Origin of the sequence: Acinetobacter sp. UNC436CL71CviS28 (assembly GCF_000620525.1) — a bacterium.
In the GTDB taxonomy this organism is placed as follows: Bacteria; Pseudomonadota; Gammaproteobacteria; order Pseudomonadales; family Moraxellaceae; genus Acinetobacter; species Acinetobacter radioresistens.
On record NZ_JIBB01000021.1, the window covers coordinates 1 to 17,926 of the forward strand.

The window sequence follows — 17,926 nt, forward strand, 5'->3', positions numbered from 1 at the left end:
GATTAACAGTCCGTCGCTCTACCGACTGAGCTATGGGAGAATCTGTGGGCTATTCTATGGAGGAAGAGATAAATGGTCAAGTGGAAACAGCTAAAAAATCATTAGATTTAAAGCGTTTGTTTTAAAAATATTCAGTAAGTGAATCTTGGCGAACAATAAGACCCATCAATAGGAATAACTTGGATATATTCTTGGCGTAATAAAAAAAGCCCACTTAAATAAGCGGGCTTTTTAGAATCTTGGCTCTCCCACCTGGGCTCGAACCAGGGACCTGCGGATTAACAGTCCGTCGCTCTACCGACTGAGCTATGGGAGAATCTGTGGGCCATTCTACGGATCAATTATATAGGCGTCAATTAAATAATTTATAAGAATAAACTGATTGATCTATAAATATTCATTTATAAAATAATGTAATAAAAAATCACCCCGCAGGGTGACTTTTTAAGGCAAGAGAAAGATTATTTCTCAACTCCAGCAGGCTGGCCTGCAAGTTTTGCATTTACATATTCCCAGTTTACCAGGCTTTCAAGGAAAGTAGAGATGTACTTAGGACGTGCATTGCGGTAGTCGATATAATATGCATGCTCCCATACATCAATGGTCAGAATCGCTACTTTACCATGAGCCAATGGCGTATCTGCATTTGAAGTTTTCATGATTGACAGGTTGCCATTTACTTCATCAGCCACTAACCAAGCCCAACCTGAACCAAACTGTGTAGTAGCCGCAGTTGCGAATTCTTCAGCAAATTTTTCATAAGAACCGAAAGCTGCATCAATTTTCTCAGCAACAGGACCAGTAGCTTTACCGCCACCATTTTTAGTCATACAGTTCCAGTAGAATGTATGATTCCATACTTGGGCTGCATTGTTAAAAATACCTGCTTTAGATGCATCACCCGCAGTTGCTTTGATGATGTCGTCCAGCTCTTTACCTTCGAGGTCAGTACCTTCGATTGCTTTAACCAGATTCACCACATAAGTGTTGTGATGTTTGTCATGGTGGAATTCTAAAGTTTCTTTACTAATGTGCGGCTCAAGCGCATCGTAGTCATAAGGAAGAGGAGGTAAAGTAATGGTTGTCATGTTCTAATTCCTTGCATTTGCTGGGTTATACAATTAAGTGCCTCTATTGTAATTGATTATCTGCATGGTAGGCCACGCTTTTTAAATAACAATACATAATAAAGGCCGAATTTATAAACTTGTAAACAATTCCAATCGTAACATAAGGTTTAAACCGGATTGTTCAGTTCATGATAATGATATTCGAGGGCAAACTGTTCAGCCAGTGCTTGACCTAAGCGTTGTACACCATAACGTTCAGTCGCATGGTGCCCACAGGCATAGTAATGCACATCTAGTTCCTGAGCCTCATAATAAGTTCGCTCACTAACCTCACCGGAAATATAAGCATCACAACCCTGGACAGCTGCTTTAGTAATGAAATCCTGAGCAGCTCCAGTACAAAAACCTATTTTTTGCACAGATAACTTTTCCGCAGGTAGATGAAGTACCTGGGTGTTTAAACGTTCTGCCAGATAATTTCTAAATGCTTCCGGACTTAATGCTTCTGGTAAATAACCAATGTTACCCACCGGATGCCGTTCAGATGGATCAAGTGCTTCAAGATGCTCAAGGCCAAGTAAATCAGAAATGGCAGCATTATTACCCAATGTTGGGTGCGAATCTAAAGGTAAATGAAAAGCGACAAGAGAGATGTTATTCTGTATTAAAGTTTTAATACGTTTGCCGCGCATACCGGTAATCGGATAGGGTTCGCCTTTCCAGAAATAACCATGATGAACCAATAACAGATCTGCTTTTTGTGCAATCGCCGCATCAATAGCTTCTTGTGATGCAGTAACTGCACACAAAATTTTATTTACTTCCTGCGAGCCTTCAATTTGCAAACCGTTCGGCGCATAGTCACGAAATTCGGAAGTTTTCAATGTCTGATCACACCATTGAAGAATATCAGTCAACCTGGCCATGATTTACCTTAATAATTAAACTGGACAATGGGATATAGAAACATATTTTATCTTGTAACTAAAGCCAGACAAAACTTTAGTGTGTTTTAAAGCGTATATTTTGTATTTGTATTACAATCACCTAGATCTATTACGCATTAACAAATCAAAAGAATCTAGAGGATAATAACGTGCGCCGAACCTTTGCCTGGTTACCTTGGGTACTGCTGGTCATTGTGATTATCAGTTTTATTGGCTGGCAGAAATTCCATCAGCCCAAAGCGCCAGTCGCTGCTGATGGCGTAAAAATGCCTGCTGAAAAAGTTGAACCTTTAATTGATACCTCCCGTTCTGGAGGAGTAGTCTCTTATAATGCGGCAGTAAAAGTTGCTGCACCTGCGGTGGTTAATATTTTTACCACGCAAAAAGTTCGGCAGATGAATCATCCCTTATTAAATGATCCGGCATTTCGTGAATTTTTTGGGGACCAGCTACCAGACCAGTTTAATAGCCAGCAGAATGAAAACAGTCTTGGCTCAGGTGTTATTGTACGTCCTGATGGATACATCCTGACCAATAACCATGTAGTGGCACAAGCAGAACAGATTGTGGTGGCTTTAAATGATGGTCGCCGTGCTGAAGCAAAAATTATTGGTACTGATCCTGATACTGACCTTGCCGTTATCAAGATTGAACTGGATAAATTACCTGTTTTACCTTTTAAACTCAGTGGTAATGAAGTCGGTGATGTGGTGTTGGCAATTGGTAACCCGTTTGGGGTAGGGCAAACGGTAACGCAGGGAATTATCTCTGCAACTGGTCGTTCTGATTTGGGAATAAATACCTATGAAGACTTTATCCAGACAGACGCTGCAATTAACCCGGGTAACTCAGGCGGTGCATTAATCGATGTTGCAGGTAATCTGATTGGGGTAAATACGGCAATTTTCTCACAGACCGGTGGCTCACTTGGAATAGGTTTTGCCATTCCGGCTAAAGTCTGTCAGCAGGTGTTAAATGCCATTTTGAAAGATGGCCGCGTAGTAAGAGGATGGCTAGGTATCAGTCTGGTCCCACCTGCACAAACTGATGTACTGGCACCACGTGAGCCAGGTGTCGTGGTTGCGGGAGTACTGGGTAATGGCCCAGCTGCCAAAGCCGGTGTAAAGGTAGGGGACCGCATTTTAAAAGTGAATAATGAGCAGATTACCTCAACATCTCATTTAATCAATTATGTCGCTCTGCAAGCACCGAACAGCACTATCCAGCTTCTGGTGGAGCGCGAAGGTAAGCAGCAGACCTTAAACGTAAATGTAGGAGAGCGTGAAGTTCAGAATCAGGACTCCCAGTTTATTCCATTACCTCGCCGTTAATCTTCCAGTAAAAAGCCTCTATATGGAGGCTTTTTTTATATTTATTTTAAAACTAAAACTGGTTAGAGGATTGAGAAGAAAGAAACTCAGCCTTAAATGTGGCAATAGCTTCAATTCGGCGCTGAATCAACATTTCTCCAATATCCGGCCCTTGTATTTCCGGAGGTAAGTCTTGTGCCTTGATTGAACGGACAATCTCGATGACTTGATACATGTAGCTGGCTTGCGGATAAGGACGGTTTTCTAGACCTAAGCGGCCTCTAGAGTCACATTCACATGCCTGTACAAAAGCTTCGACCCGTTCCGGACGGCGTAAAACGTCTAAACGTTGCAGCAGGCGCCATAAGGTTCCAGGTTTTAGAGTTAAAGCCTGATGGCATTTTAAGTGTTCTTTGCAGACTGCCAGAGCCAGTTGCTTGGTAGTAGCAGGAACTTTTAAACGATCGCATACAGCAGTTACGGGTTTTACACCACGTTCTTCATGCATGATATGGCGGGGTAGAATATCTGTTGGCGTAAGAGCTTTGCCAAGGTCATGAACCAGTACCGCAAAACGTACATCAAGTGAATAATTCGCCTGACATGCCTGCTGTAAGGACATCAGCGTATGAATACCACAGTCAATTTCAGGATGATATTCTGGCCGTTGAGGAACTCCAAACAGGGCATTCAGTTCGGGTAACAGGATATTTAAGGCGCCACATTCACGTAAAACTTCAAAATAGACATCAGCGCGCTGTTCCATTAAGGCACGAGAGGTTTCTTTCCAGACCCGCTCTGGGGTCAAAGTATCCAATTCGCCCGTATTGACCAGTTGCTGCATGAGGCTCATGGTCTCTTCAGCAATCTTAAAACCGTAAGGAGCATAGCGAGCAGCAAAACGGGCAACACGTAATACCCGAAGCGGATCTTCAATAAAGGCATCGGAAACATGGCGTAAAACTTTATTTTTGAGATCTTGCCGGCCTTGATATGGATCATATACCTGACCTTGTTCATCCATGGCCATAGCATTAATCGTTAAATCGCGACGGATTAAATCTTCTTCCAGAGTCACGCTGCTATCCGTATGGAATTCAAAACCGTGATAGCCCTGACCGGATTTACGCTCAGTACGCGCTAAAGCATATTCATCCTTAGTATCAGGATGCAGAAATACTGGAAAATCCTTACCAACTGGCATAAAACCCTGAGCGAGAAGCTGCTCAGGCGTTGCTCCTACCACAACATAATCTTTTTCTTGATAGGGATGGCCAAGCAAATGGTCCCGGACAGCACCGCCTACTAAATAAACTTGCATGAAAAAACCTCTATTCTTCAAGCAATCATGCAACAGAATAGAGGTTTTCTCAAGTAAAGAACTTTAGCTTTTATTCAGTTAAAGCTTATACCTCAGCTTGCTGAATTTCAGCAACAGTCAGTGCAGTCATATTAACCAGACGACGGGTGGTGGCGGTTGGGGTTAAAATATGCACCGGTTTGGCAGCACCCAGCAGAATCGGGCCAATTGTTACGTTATTGCCTGAAGTAGATTTAAGCAGGTTAAACGAAATATTGGCTGCATCCAGATTTGGCATAATCAGCAAGTTGGCAGAACCTTTGAAGCGTGAATTCGGGAATGCAAAATGACGAATATTCTCATCAAGTGCTGCATCACCGTGCATTTCGCCTTCAACTTCTAGCTCTGGTGCAATGCGTGACAGAATTTCATATACCTGACGCATTTTTTGTGCACTTGCATCCGTCTGGTCAGAACCGAAGCTTGAATGTGATAGCAGAGCAATGCGGGGCGCGATCCCAAAACGGCGTACTTCTTCAGCTGCCAGAATTGTCATTTCAGCGAGCTGTTCGGCAGTCGGATTAGTATTGACATAGGTATCTGCAATAAACAGGGTGCGGTCTTCAAGCATTAATGCATTTAAAGTAAAGAACGTACTACGACCTTCACGTAACCCAATGACATTTTTAACAAAATCTAGGTGAATGTCATAGCTTGAATATGTACCGCACAGCATACCGTCTGCTTTGCCATGACGTACCAGCATGCCTGCAATCAAAGTGGAGCGGCGACGTGCCTCACGCTGTGCATATTCGGGTGTTACACCTTTACGCTGCATTAGCTGATAATAATCGTCCGCAAACTTTTCATAGTCAGGATTCTTTTCCTGATCTACGATTTCAATATTTACGCCCTGTTCAAGACGCAATCCTAGTTTTTTGATATTAGCTTCAATAACCGCAGTACGTCCAACCAGAATCGGCTTAGCCAGACCTTCATCTACTGCAATCTGAACAGCACGTAATACACGAAGGTCTTCACCTTCAGCATAAGCAATGCGTTTCGGATCAGTCTTCGCCTGTGCAAAAATTGGCTTCATGATAAATGCCGAGTTATAAACAAACTCGGACAAACGCTGGCGATAAGCTGAGAAATCTTCAATCGGGCGGGTAGCTACACCAGAATCCATCGCTGCCTGAGCGATAGCAGGAGCAATTTCCAGAATCAAGCGTTGATCCAGTGGACGCGGAATTAAATATTCACGGCCAAATGAAGCTGATTTTTCGCCATATGTCGCTGCATCTGCTTCAATATGTGCCATACGTGCAATCGCATGTACACAGGCAATTTTCATTTCTTCATTAATTGTAGTTGCACCCACATCAAGTGCGCCACGGAAGATATACGGGAAGCACAGGGCGTTATTGACCTGATTCGGATAGTCTGAACGGCCAGTTGCCATAATGACATCAGGACGAACTTCATGAGCATGTTCAGGCAGAATTTCAGGGTCCGGATTGGCAAGTGCGAAGATAATCGGGTTCTCTGCCATTTGCTTGACCATTTCTTTGGTCAGGATACCTGCGGCAGAAAGCCCCAGAAACATATCTGCACCGGCCATGACTTCATGGAGCTGGGTTTGCGGAATGTCCTGTACATAGCGTTTTTTAGACTCATCTAGCCCATCACGTGAGGTAGTTAGCAGGCCTCGAGAGTCAGCAACAATAATATTGTCTTTGTTTACGCCCAGCGCACACAGCAGATCAAGACAAGATAACGCAGCAGCACCGGCGCCTGAGGCTACAATCTTGATCTCATCAATTTTTTTATTGATCAGTTGCAAGGCATTTAGCAGGGCAGAACCTACAATAATACTGGTACCATGCTGGTCATCATGAAATACCGGAATATTCATGCGCTCACGGAGTTTGCGCTCAATATAAAAACATTCTGGTGCTTTAATGTCTTCAAGGTTGATACCGCCGAATGTAGGCTCAAGTGCTGCCACAATATCAACAATCTTGTCGGGATCATTTTCAGCAATTTCAATATCAAATACATCGACACCGGCAAATTTTTTAAAGAGTACACCTTTGCCTTCCATTACCGGTTTAGAGGCTAATGGACCAATATTCCCCAGTCCTAAAACAGCAGTACCATTACTGACCACAGCAACCAGATTGCCCCGTGCCGTATATTTTGCGGCAGCTGAAGGGTCACGTTCAATCTCAAGACACGGAGCTGCAACACCTGGAGAATAGGCTAAAGCCAGATCACGCTGGTTGACAAGCTGTTTGCTTGGAGTGACGCTAATTTTTCCTGGTGTTGGGAATTCATGATAGTACAAAGCTTGCTGTTTTAATGATTGATCGTCCATTTGAATCTCGATTGTTACATGTGTTGGCCCAGCAGCATGCTGGTCGGTTTTGGCTAAATTTTATCGAATATACCATTACTTGAGCGCTTATCCCAGCGTAAAACCAGGCTTTTTCCATTCACTCAAGTTATAGTCATAATGTCTGGCTTTATAGTTAAAATATTTTAAGAAAAAAGCGAGCTGAAAATAAAAGCTCACAATGCCCAGAGGATATAAGAGCTTATATCAAAATGATTACGGGTTTTTTTAAATACGAATATAACTGAAACTAGTCATTAGTTAATCACGTATTTACAAGCTTGAGTTAAAAGTGATGAATAATGACTTAATTTAACTTCGTATATTGGTATAAGTCTAGTATGTTGAGAAATGGTGATTTAAGATAGACAAAGCGACTACAGGCGCTGTTTCAGTACGTAGTATGCGTTCTCCAATGCACCAGTTTTTAAAGCCAGCATGATTGGCCATGTCTATTTCTGCTTCACTCAACCCGCCTTCCGGACCGATTAACAGTGCCAGATCTGTTTGAGCATCGGTTAAAACATTCTGCTGACGCTTATTGGGAGCAAGCACTAGCCGGGTTGCTGATAAATTCTGCTGTAGCCAGTCTGTGAGTGGAACAGGGGGTAATATCTCTGGAATCCGGTTCATGCCACATTGCTCACAGGCTGCAATTACAACAGCTTGCCAGTGATCAAGCTTTTTTTGATCGCGATCGTATTTTAAGCGCATTTCACATCGTTCTGATGTTAACAGCTGAATGGTCGTAACACCCAGTTCTGTGGCTTTCTGAATGACATAATCCATTCGGTCACCTTTGCTCATGACCTGACCCAATACTGTTGTAAAAGGTGGAGTACGATCTGCCGGGTTAGACGACCTGATTGCAACAGATGCAGTTTTCTTGCTGATTTCTGTCAAATTCGCTTCAAATTCACCACCCCGTCCATTGAACAGGGTGGCACTGTCACCAATCTGTGCACGTAATACCTTCACCCAATGATGAAACACTGTTTCTGTAAGCTCAACTGTTGTTCCTACAGTTAAATCAGCTTCAATATAAAAACGTGGCATGAATGTATTACTCTTCAAAAAAGCAGATGATTAATTTAGCTCAGGCTAAACCCAGGTCAAGTACAAGCTGGCGGGTGGGTTCGGTCTGGTTCATTGAATAGAAATGCAGACTTGGTGCACCACCAGCAATCAGACGTTCGCAAAGCTTTAGCACGACTTCATGACCAAAGTCCTTAATTGCGACACTGTCATCGCCATAAGCAGAGAGCTGTTTACGAATCCAGCGAGGAATTTCTGCACCTGTGCCATCAGCAAAGCGGATCAGGTTGCTGGCGTTAATGATGGGCATAATACCTGGTGCAATAGGAATATGAATCCCTTCCTTTGCAAGGCGATCCAAGAAATAAAAATAGGAATCCGGATTGAAGAAAAACTGGGTAATACCCGCATTTGCGCCAGCATTAACCTTTTCAATAAAGCGACGAATATCAGCATCAAAGCTTTCTGCCTGAGGATGCATCTCCGGATAGGCTGCAACTTCAATATGAAAGTGATCACCTGAATGTTCACGAATAAAACGTACCAGATCCTGTGCATATGGAAGTTCGCCCAGACCGACCTGACCGGATGGCAAATCACCACGCAGGGCAACAATACGTTTAATGTTTTGAGATTTATACAGATCCAGCAGCTCTGCTATACGTGCCTTATCATCCCCGATACAGGAAAGGTGAGGTGCTACCGGTGTACCCTTGCCATTAAACTCTTCAATTGCAGCCAAGGTACGTTCACGGGTGGAACCTCCGGCACCATAAGTCACCGAAAAGAATTCCGGATTCAAATGTTGAAGATCCTGGTGAACCAGTTTGAGCTTTTCTGCGCCAGCATCAGTTTTTGGCGGAAAAAACTCAAAAGAAATCGGAACACGTTTAGTCATTTTTCAAATCCTTTGTTTAATTTATAAATATGCCAGACAAAGAAAAGGGCAGGATGCCTAAACATCTGCCCTTAAGATATCTTAATATTTATAAGCGTCAGACTTGAACGGACCTTCTACCGGTACACCAAGGTAAGCTGCCTGCTCAGTGGTCAGTTGTGTCAGTACTCCACCAAAACCTACAACCATTGCGGCAGCAACTTCTTCATCCAGTTTCTTCGGTAGCAGTTCTACACGGATTTTTGCTTGTTTTTGATCTTCTGGAAGATCAGCAAATTTCTCGGCAAACAGGTGCATCTGGCCTAAAACCTGGTTGGCAAAAGAGCCATCCATCACACGAGATGGATGGCCTGTAGCATTACCCAGGTTCACTAAACGACCTTCAGAAAGAAGAATCAGATAATCGTTTTCATTTTCTGAACGATATACCTGATGTACCTGAGGTTTAACTTCAACCCATTTATATCCACGCAGGTAAGCTGTATCGATTTCAGTGTCGAAGTGCCCGATGTTGCAAACCACTGCACCTGCTTTTAGTGTATCCAGCATCGCAGCATCACATACGTGATAGTTACCGGTTGTAGTAACAATCAGATCAGTATTTTTGAGAAGATCTACATTAATATCTTCTTTATTACCGGTCTGAACACCATTTTTATATGGAGATACTACTTCGTAACCATCCATGCAGGCCTGCATTGCACAGATTGGGTCAACTTCAGTTACGCGTACAATCATGCCTTCTTGACGAAGTGATTGTGCAGAACCTTTACCTACATCTCCATAACCGATAACAAGTGCACGGCGGCCAGAAAGCAGCATGTCTGTTGCACGTTTGATGGCATCGTTAAGTGAGTGACGACAGCCATACTTGTTATCATTTTTAGACTTGGTTACGGAGTCATTGACATTGATGGCAGGAACTTTCAGTGAACCGTCTTTCCACATTTCGAGTAGACGTGCAACACCCGTAGTAGTCTCTTCAGTAATACCATGAATTTTTGCAATCAGTTCAGGATACTTTTCATGTACAACAGCCGTTAGGTCACCGCCGTCATCCAGAATCATGTTGGCATCCCAAGGTTTGCCGTTTACATTGATTTGCTGTTCAAGACACCACATGTATTCTTCTTCAGTTTCGCCTTTCCAGGCAAAAACAGGAATACCAGATGCAGCAATTGCAGCAGCAGCGTGGTCTTGAGTCGAGAAGATGTTACATGAAGTCCAGCGAACTTCTGCGCCCAATTCAACCAGTGTTTCAATTAAAACTGCAGTTTGAATAGTCATATGGATACAGCCGAGAATTTTCGCGCCTGCCAGTGGTTTTGCTGCTGAATAACGCTTACGCAGACCCATTAGGGCAGGCATTTCAGCTTCAGCAAGTTTAATTTCTTTACGGCCGTAATCAGCAAGTGAAATATCGGCAACTTTATAATCTGTAAATGAAGCAGTAACCGCGTTCATCAGGATCTCCTAGAAAAAATAGTATGGATCATTCAGTTCGCGGATGCCGTTGTTGGTAAGCTTGAACAGACATACCGATCGTCGAGCCTGGCGATTTTACATTTAGTGCCTGTAAAACGTCGCAGCATCCCTCGACTAGCGCAGTATTGTACTTGGATTCTAAAAACGTTCCAAGTTATAAGATGCAATATTATTTATTTTCCTTATACCAAGGTTTTGACTGGTCAAAAGTCTGCCTGTTTTGGTTGTAGTTTTAAAAATTGCATTACAGTTTTTAATCTTATTACCAGTTAAAAGTCATGATACAATTTGCACTTAAATAAATATTATTTTTAATCTGAATAGTGAATACCCGACATGCAATTTTTTATATCAGGTTTTAAAGTCCAGACGTGAAATCTGCTGTCAAAAAGCATCAATATTATCTCTGCAAAATACATATATCTGCATAATATCCAGTCTCTTTTTAAGAGTAGAAGTTCTACAAATACTGTTTAAAGTGGTCAATAGCCCGAGCACGACTGTATTTTAAATCTACTATGGGTTTTGGATAGTCCAGTTGCTGGACAGTTTTACTTTCATAGGGTGCGTGAATTGTTTTAGCATCCAGATGTGCCAGTTCCGGTATCCATGTACGGATATATTGACCTTCAGGATCAAACTTTCTGGACTGACTGACCGGGTTGAAAATACGGAAATAGGGCACTGAATCCGTGCCGGTGGAAGCACACCATTGCCATCCCCCATTATTTGCCGCCAGGTCACCGTCAATCAAATGCTGCATAAACCACTGTTCACCTTGGCGCCAGTCAATCAGAAGATTCTTACACAAGAACATGGCTGTAATCATGCGGACCCGGTTATGCATCCAGCCAGTGACCAATAACTGCCGCATTCCTGCATCTACAATTGGAATACCAGTTTGGCCTTGCTGCCAGGCAGTTAATGCAGTTTTATCATCTTGCCAGGGAATATTCCGAGCATTGGCTTTGAAAGGTAAATATTTTGAGACATTTGGAAACAGATAAAGAATATGCTGATAAAATTCACGCCATAGCAGCTCATCTAGCCAGATGCTCTGGCCCTCCTGTTCAGGCACAAAGTACCCGCTTTGATGCCGGAATAAAGCCTGTATACATTGGCGTATAGAAAGTACGCCAATATTCAAATAGGCAGAGAGCTGACTGGTTCCGGAGTGTGCAGGAAAGTCTCGCTCAATATGATAATGCTGAATATGATTTTCAAGAAATTGTTCAAGTAATGTATGAGCATGGTTTTCGCAAGCAGGCCAGAGCTGTTGAATGGATTCTGGAACAGGTATGTCACAAAGCTGCCTGATATCTGGCACTGTCTGCTGAAACTGATCAAGAGCAGGGAGAGTTATAGGATTTTGAGCTGTAATTTCTGTATAACATTTTGGTAGCGCTATTTCTAAACGGCTATAACAGGCTTTTTTAAAGGCACCAAAGACCTGATAAGGCTGTCCATTTTGATTGGTAATACTACCGAAAGGGAATAGAGTGCGGTCTTGGTATAAAGTCAAAGCAATACCGGATGTATCGAGCAGTTGCTGACAGTCCTGGTCACGTTGCTGCTCGTTTATACCTGCCTCAATATGGGCATGTATTTGCTGAACGCTTAAACTTTGACAGCATTCAAGCAAAAACTCAGGAACTTCCTTCCAGAGAGGAATAGTTTGTATAATGATAGGGATATTGAGCTGTTTTAACTGTTCTTTTAAAACTTTAAGCTGTCTTAAATAAAGATCAATTTTGATCACGGCATCATCATGTTGCCGCCATTGAACTGGTGAAAGGGTAACAAGCGCAATGCAGGGACCAGTCTGTCTGGCATGCCATAATGCAGAATGGTCAACAATACGTAAATCCTGACGGAACCAGACCAGTTGATATACAGACATAAAAGCCAGTAATTAAAATAACATTATGTTTATCATTAAGAAAAATATTTAAAAAATCAAGCTGAAGCTATTTCTAATACTGAAAAATAACTATAAAAAAAGCAAAGCCTGAGCTTTGCTTTTTTGATCAGACGATCTTAGTGGTGGTGACCACCCGTGCCATGAACATGCCCATGATCAAGCTCTTCTTGAGTTGCATCACGGATATCAACAATTTCAACTTCAAAAGTCAGGTCTTGACCAGCTAGCGGGAAGTTCGCATCAACCAGTACGTTTTCGCCTTCAACTGCTTTAACAGTCACGATCTGAACACCGTCATCAGTTTGTGCTTGGAACTGCATACCAGGCTGGATATTATCTACACCTTGGAACATTTGAGCTGGAACTTCCTGTACAAGGTCAGGATTATATTCACCGTAACCTTCAGCAGCAGGTACATTTACAGTAAATTTCTCGCCTACTGTTTTACCAGCCAACGCATTTTCCAAACCAGGAATAATGTTACCCGCACCGTGCAAATAAGCCAGTGGTTCACCCTGAGATTGGTCGAGAGTCTCGCCCTCTGCATTGGTCAGTGTATAGTGGAATGAAACCACATGATTATTTGCAATAGCAGTCATATTATTGATCCAGTCAATTTTTTGAAGGGTACATCATAAGATGAAACACAGCGCTTTTAGAAGAAAAATCCTAAAAAAACTGTGATTTCGATCTTTTTGAAGCCAATTTATTCAAATATGGGGTTGTGTGATGAAATTTCAATGCAATTTTATTTTCGGCCGAATTCTTCGTGTAACAAAATCTCTCACTGTGAGTGCACCAGCCTGGCTGTAGCCATATATATTAGCCTGATGTAAACGGTATAGTGAGATATACAAGCCTTTGGCGACCGACCCTTGGACATTTACCTGGCCCAGGAGTTGGCCCACAGCCTTATTCTGGCTTAATGAAATCAGTGAGCCCTTATCGGAAAAATGGAACATGGGTATTGGCCGCTCCGCAATACGGGCTGTTAAAGCTCTAACCAGAAAATTTGCTTGCTGGCTAGCAACCTGAGCACGGGGCCCAAGGGGTGGCTGGCCTGCTTCAAGCTGACAGTGCGCACAATCACCGAAAGCGAAAATATCCGGGTAACTATAAGTCTGCAGGGTTGCATAGATTTTAATACGGTTTAAGTGATCTTTTTCAAAGCCTTCTAGCTGTTCAATGACCTGCGGTGCCTTGATACCGGCTGCCCAGATATTTAAATCAGTTTGCAAGGCACTTCCATCCTGAAAAGAGATATGGTCTTTAGCGACATGCTGTACTTTATGGCCAGTCAGGACTTCAATGCCTAGCGTTTTGATTTGTCGTAATGTATTTTCGGCCACTTTTTCTGGAAGGGCAGGCAAAATTCGGTCTGCTGCTTCAATTAAAGTAATTTTAACCAGATCAGGATGTATATGATTCAGGCCATAACGGTAAAAATTTTCTTTAGCCTCGACCAGTTGTGCTGCAAGCTCTACACCCGTTGCACCAGCACCAATGATTGCAACATTAAGATGATTAGGCTGTTGGGAATACTGTGCATCTAGATAAGTGTTCAATAAATCTTTCTGAAACTGGTCCGCCTGAGCACGGTTGTCCAGGAAATAGCAATATTCTTTAGCTCCTTCGGTATTGAAATCATTTGATACCGAACCTACAGCAAGTACTAGCGTGTCATAGCTTAACGTTTTAAGGTTTTTGCCTGTGGCGGAGCAAAGCTGAATCTGTTTTTTCTCGGGTAATACATTACATAGGCTGCCTGATACAAACTGGTAGTGATGTCTGGCGGCATGAGCAAAATAATTGACTTCCTCGCTATATGGGTCCAGCGTACCGGCAGCGATTTCATGAAGAAGAGGCTTCCAGATATGAGTAAGGTTCTGGTCAACTAGCGTGATTTTTGCTTTAGCTTGCTTGCCCAGACTATTGCCTAACCGGGTCACCAGTTCGAGGCCACCTGCGCCACCGCCGACCACGACGATATGATGTAATTCTTGAGCCATTTTATACCTGTTTATATTTTATTTCTAAGGAAACATAAAAAAAGAAGATGGCAAAACTATGCCATCTTCCTGATTGATTCTTTGTTATATTTATATGGGTTTATAGATTTTAACAGTTAAGAATTAAATACTTCTGGTGCAGTTTTCATCTCATCATTACTCATAAACGGAAATAAGCTGACCAACCATAAAAAGATTCTCTGAAAAAAATTAGCTTCTTCAATATGCACTTCATTTTCAATATCAAATGTGCTGATCAGCTGGTTATTCTGATAGACATGCACAGTTGCAAGTTTCATGACCTGCATTAACGGGGCAGTTAACTGCTTGGTATTCAGTTCAATATTGATATGAGTATTGGTCGTCTGTAAGGGTTCGATGGTTTGCAATATACCATTACCCGTATTAAGCATAATACGCTGGGTTGCATTATCAAAAGTCTGTAGGTCAATTGCATAAGGCTGGTTATATAAAGAGGTCGTTATAATCTTCGGTTGGGCTGATTTTACCTTAAACATTTTTAAGGTTGACTTGACTACCGGCAGTTCACCAAGTAGTTGTTTATCTTTGATCGCAACTTCATCTCGCGTATATGCATAGCCCAGATTCAGCAACTTATAAGCTACCTCGGCACGTTTTACAGCACTGGTTGTACCCATAACTACCACAATCAGGCGGCGGTTAGGTAAATCTGCATTCATGGTAGGGCGACTGGCTGTAAGCGCAAGGTTATAACCCGCAGCTTTGGTAAAACCGGTTTTTAGTCCGTCTACTGTTGCATCCTGCTTGAGTAACAAATTGGTAGCACGATGAAAATGATTGTTATAGGTAAAGCTCTGCTGTTTGGAGTAATTGAGATAATCCGGTGTGTCATTTACCAGTGCCTGGCCCAGCAGTGCCAGATCATGCGCAGTTGAATAATGCCCATCCATAGTAATGCCAGCCGGATTGGTAAAATGAGTATTTTTCATTCCAAGCTTTTGAGCTTCCTGATTCATGCGTTCAATGAATGCAGGCACGTTTCCAGAAATTCGCTCTGCTAAAGTCACCGCAGCATCATTGGCTGACATCACAATAAGACCAGCCAGAAGCTGATCAACTGAAATCTGCTCGCCTTCCTTCAGATACATCTGAGATTCATCCCACATGACCATTTTTACCACCGGGGTCGCAGTCAGAATTTCATTTCGATTCAGTTTCCCGTTCTCAATTTCCTTGAGGGCAATATAAGCCACCATCATCTTGGTAAGTGAAGCAGGTGAGCGCTGTACCTCACTATTATATTCGGCAATTATCTGTCCCGACTGCGGGTCCAGAATGCTCCAGGCTGCGGCTTCAACTGATTCAGGGACCACCTGAAGCAGGCGGGCGTTGGCCAGACTGGCACAGCACAAGCTAAATAAAATAAAGAGGTAAGCAAATATTCTCAACGGGAAGTACCTTTATATGCCGGATTGATCGCAGATGATGCGAAAAACACAGGCATGCTATGCCTTTTTTTTTCTGAATGCTAGCGACTTTTAAGGACAAATAAGACTTATCCGCATCACTTTGTAAAAAAATGCTAAGCTAAATGCTAATTTCTTTCTGTTGATCTTTTATTACGACTTATGTTGCATTATCAAATCGAGTTCGATGACTATCGCCAGCACCTGATTCACGTAACTTTACGCTTCTTGGCCAATCCAAATCAGGTCCTGTGGTTACCGACCTGGATTCCGGGCAGTTATTTGATTCGTGAGTTCTCAAAGCATATCGAAGCAGTGAAAGCCTATGATGAAGCAGGCCGGATTTTAAACATCAGTAAGACTGAAAAAAATAAATGGCGCCTGTTTAATACAGACCATGAGCTGATTACGGTTGAATATGATGTGTATGCCTATGATCTTTCAGTTCGCGGAGCTTATGTTGACCAAACCCGTCTTTACGTAAATCCGGCCTGTGTTTGTCTGGGGCTGGAGGGGCAAGAAGACACAGCCATTGAGGCTGAGGTATTTTTACCGGAAGAGTTGAAACACTTTCAGCTTGCCACCGCTTTAAGCTCTAAGACACTGGTTCGAGGCCGTTATACCTTAAAAGCCAAGAATTATATGGAGCTTATTGATGCGCCATTTGAACTGGCAGAGCAGACCCGTTTCAGCTTTAAAGCACAAGGTATTCCACATGAGTTTGTGGTATCCGGCAAACATGCATTGAATGTTGAGCGCATGCAGCAGGATATTGAAAAAATCTGTGCGACAGAAATTTCCATGTTTGGCTCAGCGCCGTTTGAACATTATACCTTTATGACCATGGCTACAGGTAACAGTTATGGTGGTCTTGAACATCCGAACAGTACCAGTTTGATTACTCCACGTGATGATTTGCCTAAGGCTGATGAGCCTGAAGAACCCTCCAAGGATTATCAGCGCTTTTTAGGACTGTGCAGCCATGAATATTTTCATTCATGGCTGGTCAAATTTATACGTCCAGAAAACTTTGCTGACTATGATCTGAACAAGGAAGGTTACACTTCACTGTTATGGATTTTTGAAGGCTTCACTTCTTATTATGACGATCTCATTTTATTGCGTAGCGGCGTAATCAAGCAGGAATCCTATTTAGAATTACTCAAAGCCCAGATAGATCGCTATTTACAAAATCCGGGCCGTTTTGTGCAGACCGTAGCAGAGTCAAGTTTTGATGCCTGGGTGAAATTTTATCGTCAGGATGAAAATTCAAACAATGCGGGCACCAGCTATTACAACAAAGGCTGCCTGGTAGCACTATGTTTGGATCTGGGCCTGCGTTTACGTGGTTCGAGCCTCGACGCTTTAATGCGTAAACTGTATGAAAACACTCAAAACGGCATACAGGTAAATGAACGTACTATTTATGATTTGTGCGAGCAGTTGACTGGTGATAAGTGGATTGAACAGATTAATTATCTGATTAACACGACTGATGAATTGCCACTTGAGCAGCTCTTGCCGGAGTTTGGTCTTAGTTACAGTTTGAAAAATGACAAGTCTCTACCATTTGGTTTAAAACTGGCAGATAAAGCCGAGGGGGTGGTTGTGCAGACTGTACGCCGTGATGGAGTCGGTTCAAAAGCAGGACTTTCTGCCCATGATATTATTATTGCAATTGATGGTTTAAAAGCCACCACTAAACTGATTGAAAAATATGCAAAACAGCAAGGAAATTATAGCTTGCTTGCTTTCCGTCGTGATGAACTGATGCAGTTTGAAGTGCAAGGTGGTTCTACAGATCTAACTACTGTAGAGCTAAAAGTAGATAATCAAGCCAAGATTGAAACTTGGTTAAATGTCTAACAAGTGCTACATATCACTTGAACCGGTACTCATGTACCGGTTTTTTATATTCTGTAATTTTAAAATTAGATATAGTTCGTTTTATCTTATAGAGTGAACTTATTATTTAGTAGAGCAAATCTTAAAATAGGATCTGCTTGATATAAACTATAAGAAATAGCTCATCATTTTATAAACAGAGTTTAGACACCAAGCTGTAATATATTTGCTCTAGCTTGTAAGCAACTTAACTTAATAGTATT

At 42.4% G+C, this 17,926-nt stretch carries 13 protein-coding genes and 1 tRNA gene; 2 read left to right on the plus strand and 12 right to left on the minus strand.

The annotated features are described in order from the left end of the window. Nucleotides 1–240: 240 nt before the first annotated feature. The 3 genes from N518_RS0109170 to N518_RS0109180 all read right to left on the minus strand — a co-directional run bounded on the left by N518_RS0109170 (nucleotide 241) and on the right by N518_RS0109180 (nucleotide 1,996). Nucleotides 241–316, minus strand: a tRNA-Asn gene (locus N518_RS0109170). Nucleotides 317–461: 145 nt separating this feature from the next. Then, complete coding sequence (locus N518_RS0109175) at nucleotides 462–1,088, minus strand: superoxide dismutase (protein ID WP_005015109.1); 627 nt, start codon at nucleotides 1,086–1,088, stop codon at nucleotides 462–464. A gap of 149 nt (nucleotides 1,089–1,237) precedes the next feature. After that, nucleotides 1,238–1,996, minus strand: coding sequence for a Nif3-like dinuclear metal center hexameric protein (locus tag N518_RS0109180; RefSeq protein WP_005025232.1), 759 nt, complete (start codon nucleotides 1,994–1,996; stop codon nucleotides 1,238–1,240). 170 nt (nucleotides 1,997–2,166) lie between these two features. Here N518_RS0109180 and N518_RS0109185 point away from each other — a divergent pair, with 170 nt between their 5' ends. Continuing rightward, entirely contained in the window at nucleotides 2,167–3,348 is a 1,182-nt protein-coding gene (locus N518_RS0109185) for a S1C family serine protease (protein ID WP_005015106.1), read from the plus strand. Nucleotides 3,349–3,400: 52 nt separating this feature from the next. Here the strand turns inward: N518_RS0109185 and N518_RS0109190 are convergent, their stop codons facing one another. The 9 genes from N518_RS0109190 to N518_RS0109230 all read right to left on the minus strand — a co-directional run bounded on the left by N518_RS0109190 (nucleotide 3,401) and on the right by N518_RS0109230 (nucleotide 15,800). Continuing rightward, nucleotides 3,401–4,648 carry a multifunctional CCA addition/repair protein gene (locus N518_RS0109190; protein WP_005025235.1) on the minus strand — a complete coding sequence of 416 codons (1,248 nt, stop codon included), beginning with the start codon at nucleotides 4,646–4,648 and terminating at the stop codon, nucleotides 3,401–3,403. Nucleotides 4,649–4,733: 85 nt separating this feature from the next. Next, nucleotides 4,734–7,004 carry an NADP-dependent malic enzyme gene (locus N518_RS0109195; protein WP_005015102.1) on the minus strand — a complete coding sequence of 757 codons (2,271 nt, stop codon included), beginning with the start codon at nucleotides 7,002–7,004 and terminating at the stop codon, nucleotides 4,734–4,736. A gap of 354 nt (nucleotides 7,005–7,358) precedes the next feature. After that, on the minus strand, nucleotides 7,359–8,078 hold the full coding sequence (locus tag N518_RS0109200) for a 16S rRNA (uracil(1498)-N(3))-methyltransferase (protein WP_005025238.1): 720 nt from the start codon (nucleotides 8,076–8,078) through the stop codon (nucleotides 7,359–7,361). Nucleotides 8,079–8,118: 40 nt separating this feature from the next. Then, a complete protein-coding gene (gene metF / locus N518_RS0109205; RefSeq protein ID WP_005025240.1) occupies nucleotides 8,119–8,955 on the minus strand; it encodes a methylenetetrahydrofolate reductase [NAD(P)H] in 837 nt (278 codons plus the stop codon). An 81-nt stretch (nucleotides 8,956–9,036) separates the two neighbouring features. Next, a complete protein-coding gene (ahcY, locus tag N518_RS0109210; protein ID WP_005025242.1) occupies nucleotides 9,037–10,419 on the minus strand; it encodes an adenosylhomocysteinase in 1,383 nt (460 codons plus the stop codon). 481 nt (nucleotides 10,420–10,900) lie between these two features. Beyond that, complete coding sequence (locus tag N518_RS0109215; protein ID WP_005015097.1) at nucleotides 10,901–12,340, minus strand: cryptochrome/photolyase family protein; 1,440 nt, start codon at nucleotides 12,338–12,340, stop codon at nucleotides 10,901–10,903. Between the two features lie 137 nt (nucleotides 12,341–12,477). Further along, entirely contained in the window at nucleotides 12,478–12,960 is a 483-nt protein-coding gene (locus tag N518_RS0109220) for an FKBP-type peptidyl-prolyl cis-trans isomerase (protein WP_026444180.1), read from the minus strand. 138 nt (nucleotides 12,961–13,098) lie between these two features. After that, the gene (locus N518_RS0109225) at nucleotides 13,099–14,370 is read right to left on the minus strand and encodes an NAD(P)/FAD-dependent oxidoreductase (protein ID WP_026444181.1); all 1,272 of its coding nucleotides are present in this window, start codon (nucleotides 14,368–14,370) and stop codon (nucleotides 13,099–13,101) included. A gap of 116 nt (nucleotides 14,371–14,486) precedes the next feature. After that, a complete protein-coding gene (locus tag N518_RS0109230; RefSeq protein WP_005015094.1) occupies nucleotides 14,487–15,800 on the minus strand; it encodes a D-alanyl-D-alanine carboxypeptidase PBP6B in 1,314 nt (437 codons plus the stop codon). A 180-nt stretch (nucleotides 15,801–15,980) separates the two neighbouring features. Between N518_RS0109230 and N518_RS0109235 the strand changes: the two genes are divergently transcribed. Then, nucleotides 15,981–17,684, plus strand: a complete 1,704-nt coding sequence (locus N518_RS0109235) for a M61 family metallopeptidase (RefSeq protein WP_005025250.1) — start codon at nucleotides 15,981–15,983, stop codon at nucleotides 17,682–17,684. The last annotated feature ends 242 nt before the right edge of the window (nucleotides 17,685–17,926 follow it).

Coding starts and splice junctions, on each gene's coding strand:
- N518_RS0109180 (WP_005025232.1), bottom strand. CDS start 1,996: ATGGCCAGGTTGACTGATATTCTTCAATGGTGTGATCAGACATTGAAA.
- N518_RS0109175 (WP_005015109.1), bottom strand. CDS start 1,088: ATGACAACCATTACTTTACCTCCTCTTCCTTATGACTACGATGCGCTT.
- ahcY (WP_005025242.1), bottom strand. CDS start 10,419: ATGAACGCGGTTACTGCTTCATTTACAGATTATAAAGTTGCCGATATT.
- N518_RS0109200 (WP_005025238.1), bottom strand. CDS start 8,078: ATGCCACGTTTTTATATTGAAGCTGATTTAACTGTAGGAACAACAGTT.
- N518_RS0109190 (WP_005025235.1), bottom strand. CDS start 4,648: ATGCAAGTTTATTTAGTAGGCGGTGCTGTCCGGGACCATTTGCTTGGC.
- N518_RS0109215 (WP_005015097.1), bottom strand. CDS start 12,340: ATGTCTGTATATCAACTGGTCTGGTTCCGTCAGGATTTACGTATTGTT.
- metF (WP_005025240.1), bottom strand. CDS start 8,955: ATGACTAAACGTGTTCCGATTTCTTTTGAGTTTTTTCCGCCAAAAACT.
- N518_RS0109235 (WP_005025250.1), top strand. CDS start 15,981: ATGTTGCATTATCAAATCGAGTTCGATGACTATCGCCAGCACCTGATT.
- N518_RS0109195 (WP_005015102.1), bottom strand. CDS start 7,004: ATGGACGATCAATCATTAAAACAGCAAGCTTTGTACTATCATGAATTC.
- N518_RS0109225 (WP_026444181.1), bottom strand. CDS start 14,370: ATGGCTCAAGAATTACATCATATCGTCGTGGTCGGCGGTGGCGCAGGT.
- N518_RS0109220 (WP_026444180.1), bottom strand. CDS start 12,960: ATGACTGCTATTGCAAATAATCATGTGGTTTCATTCCACTATACACTG.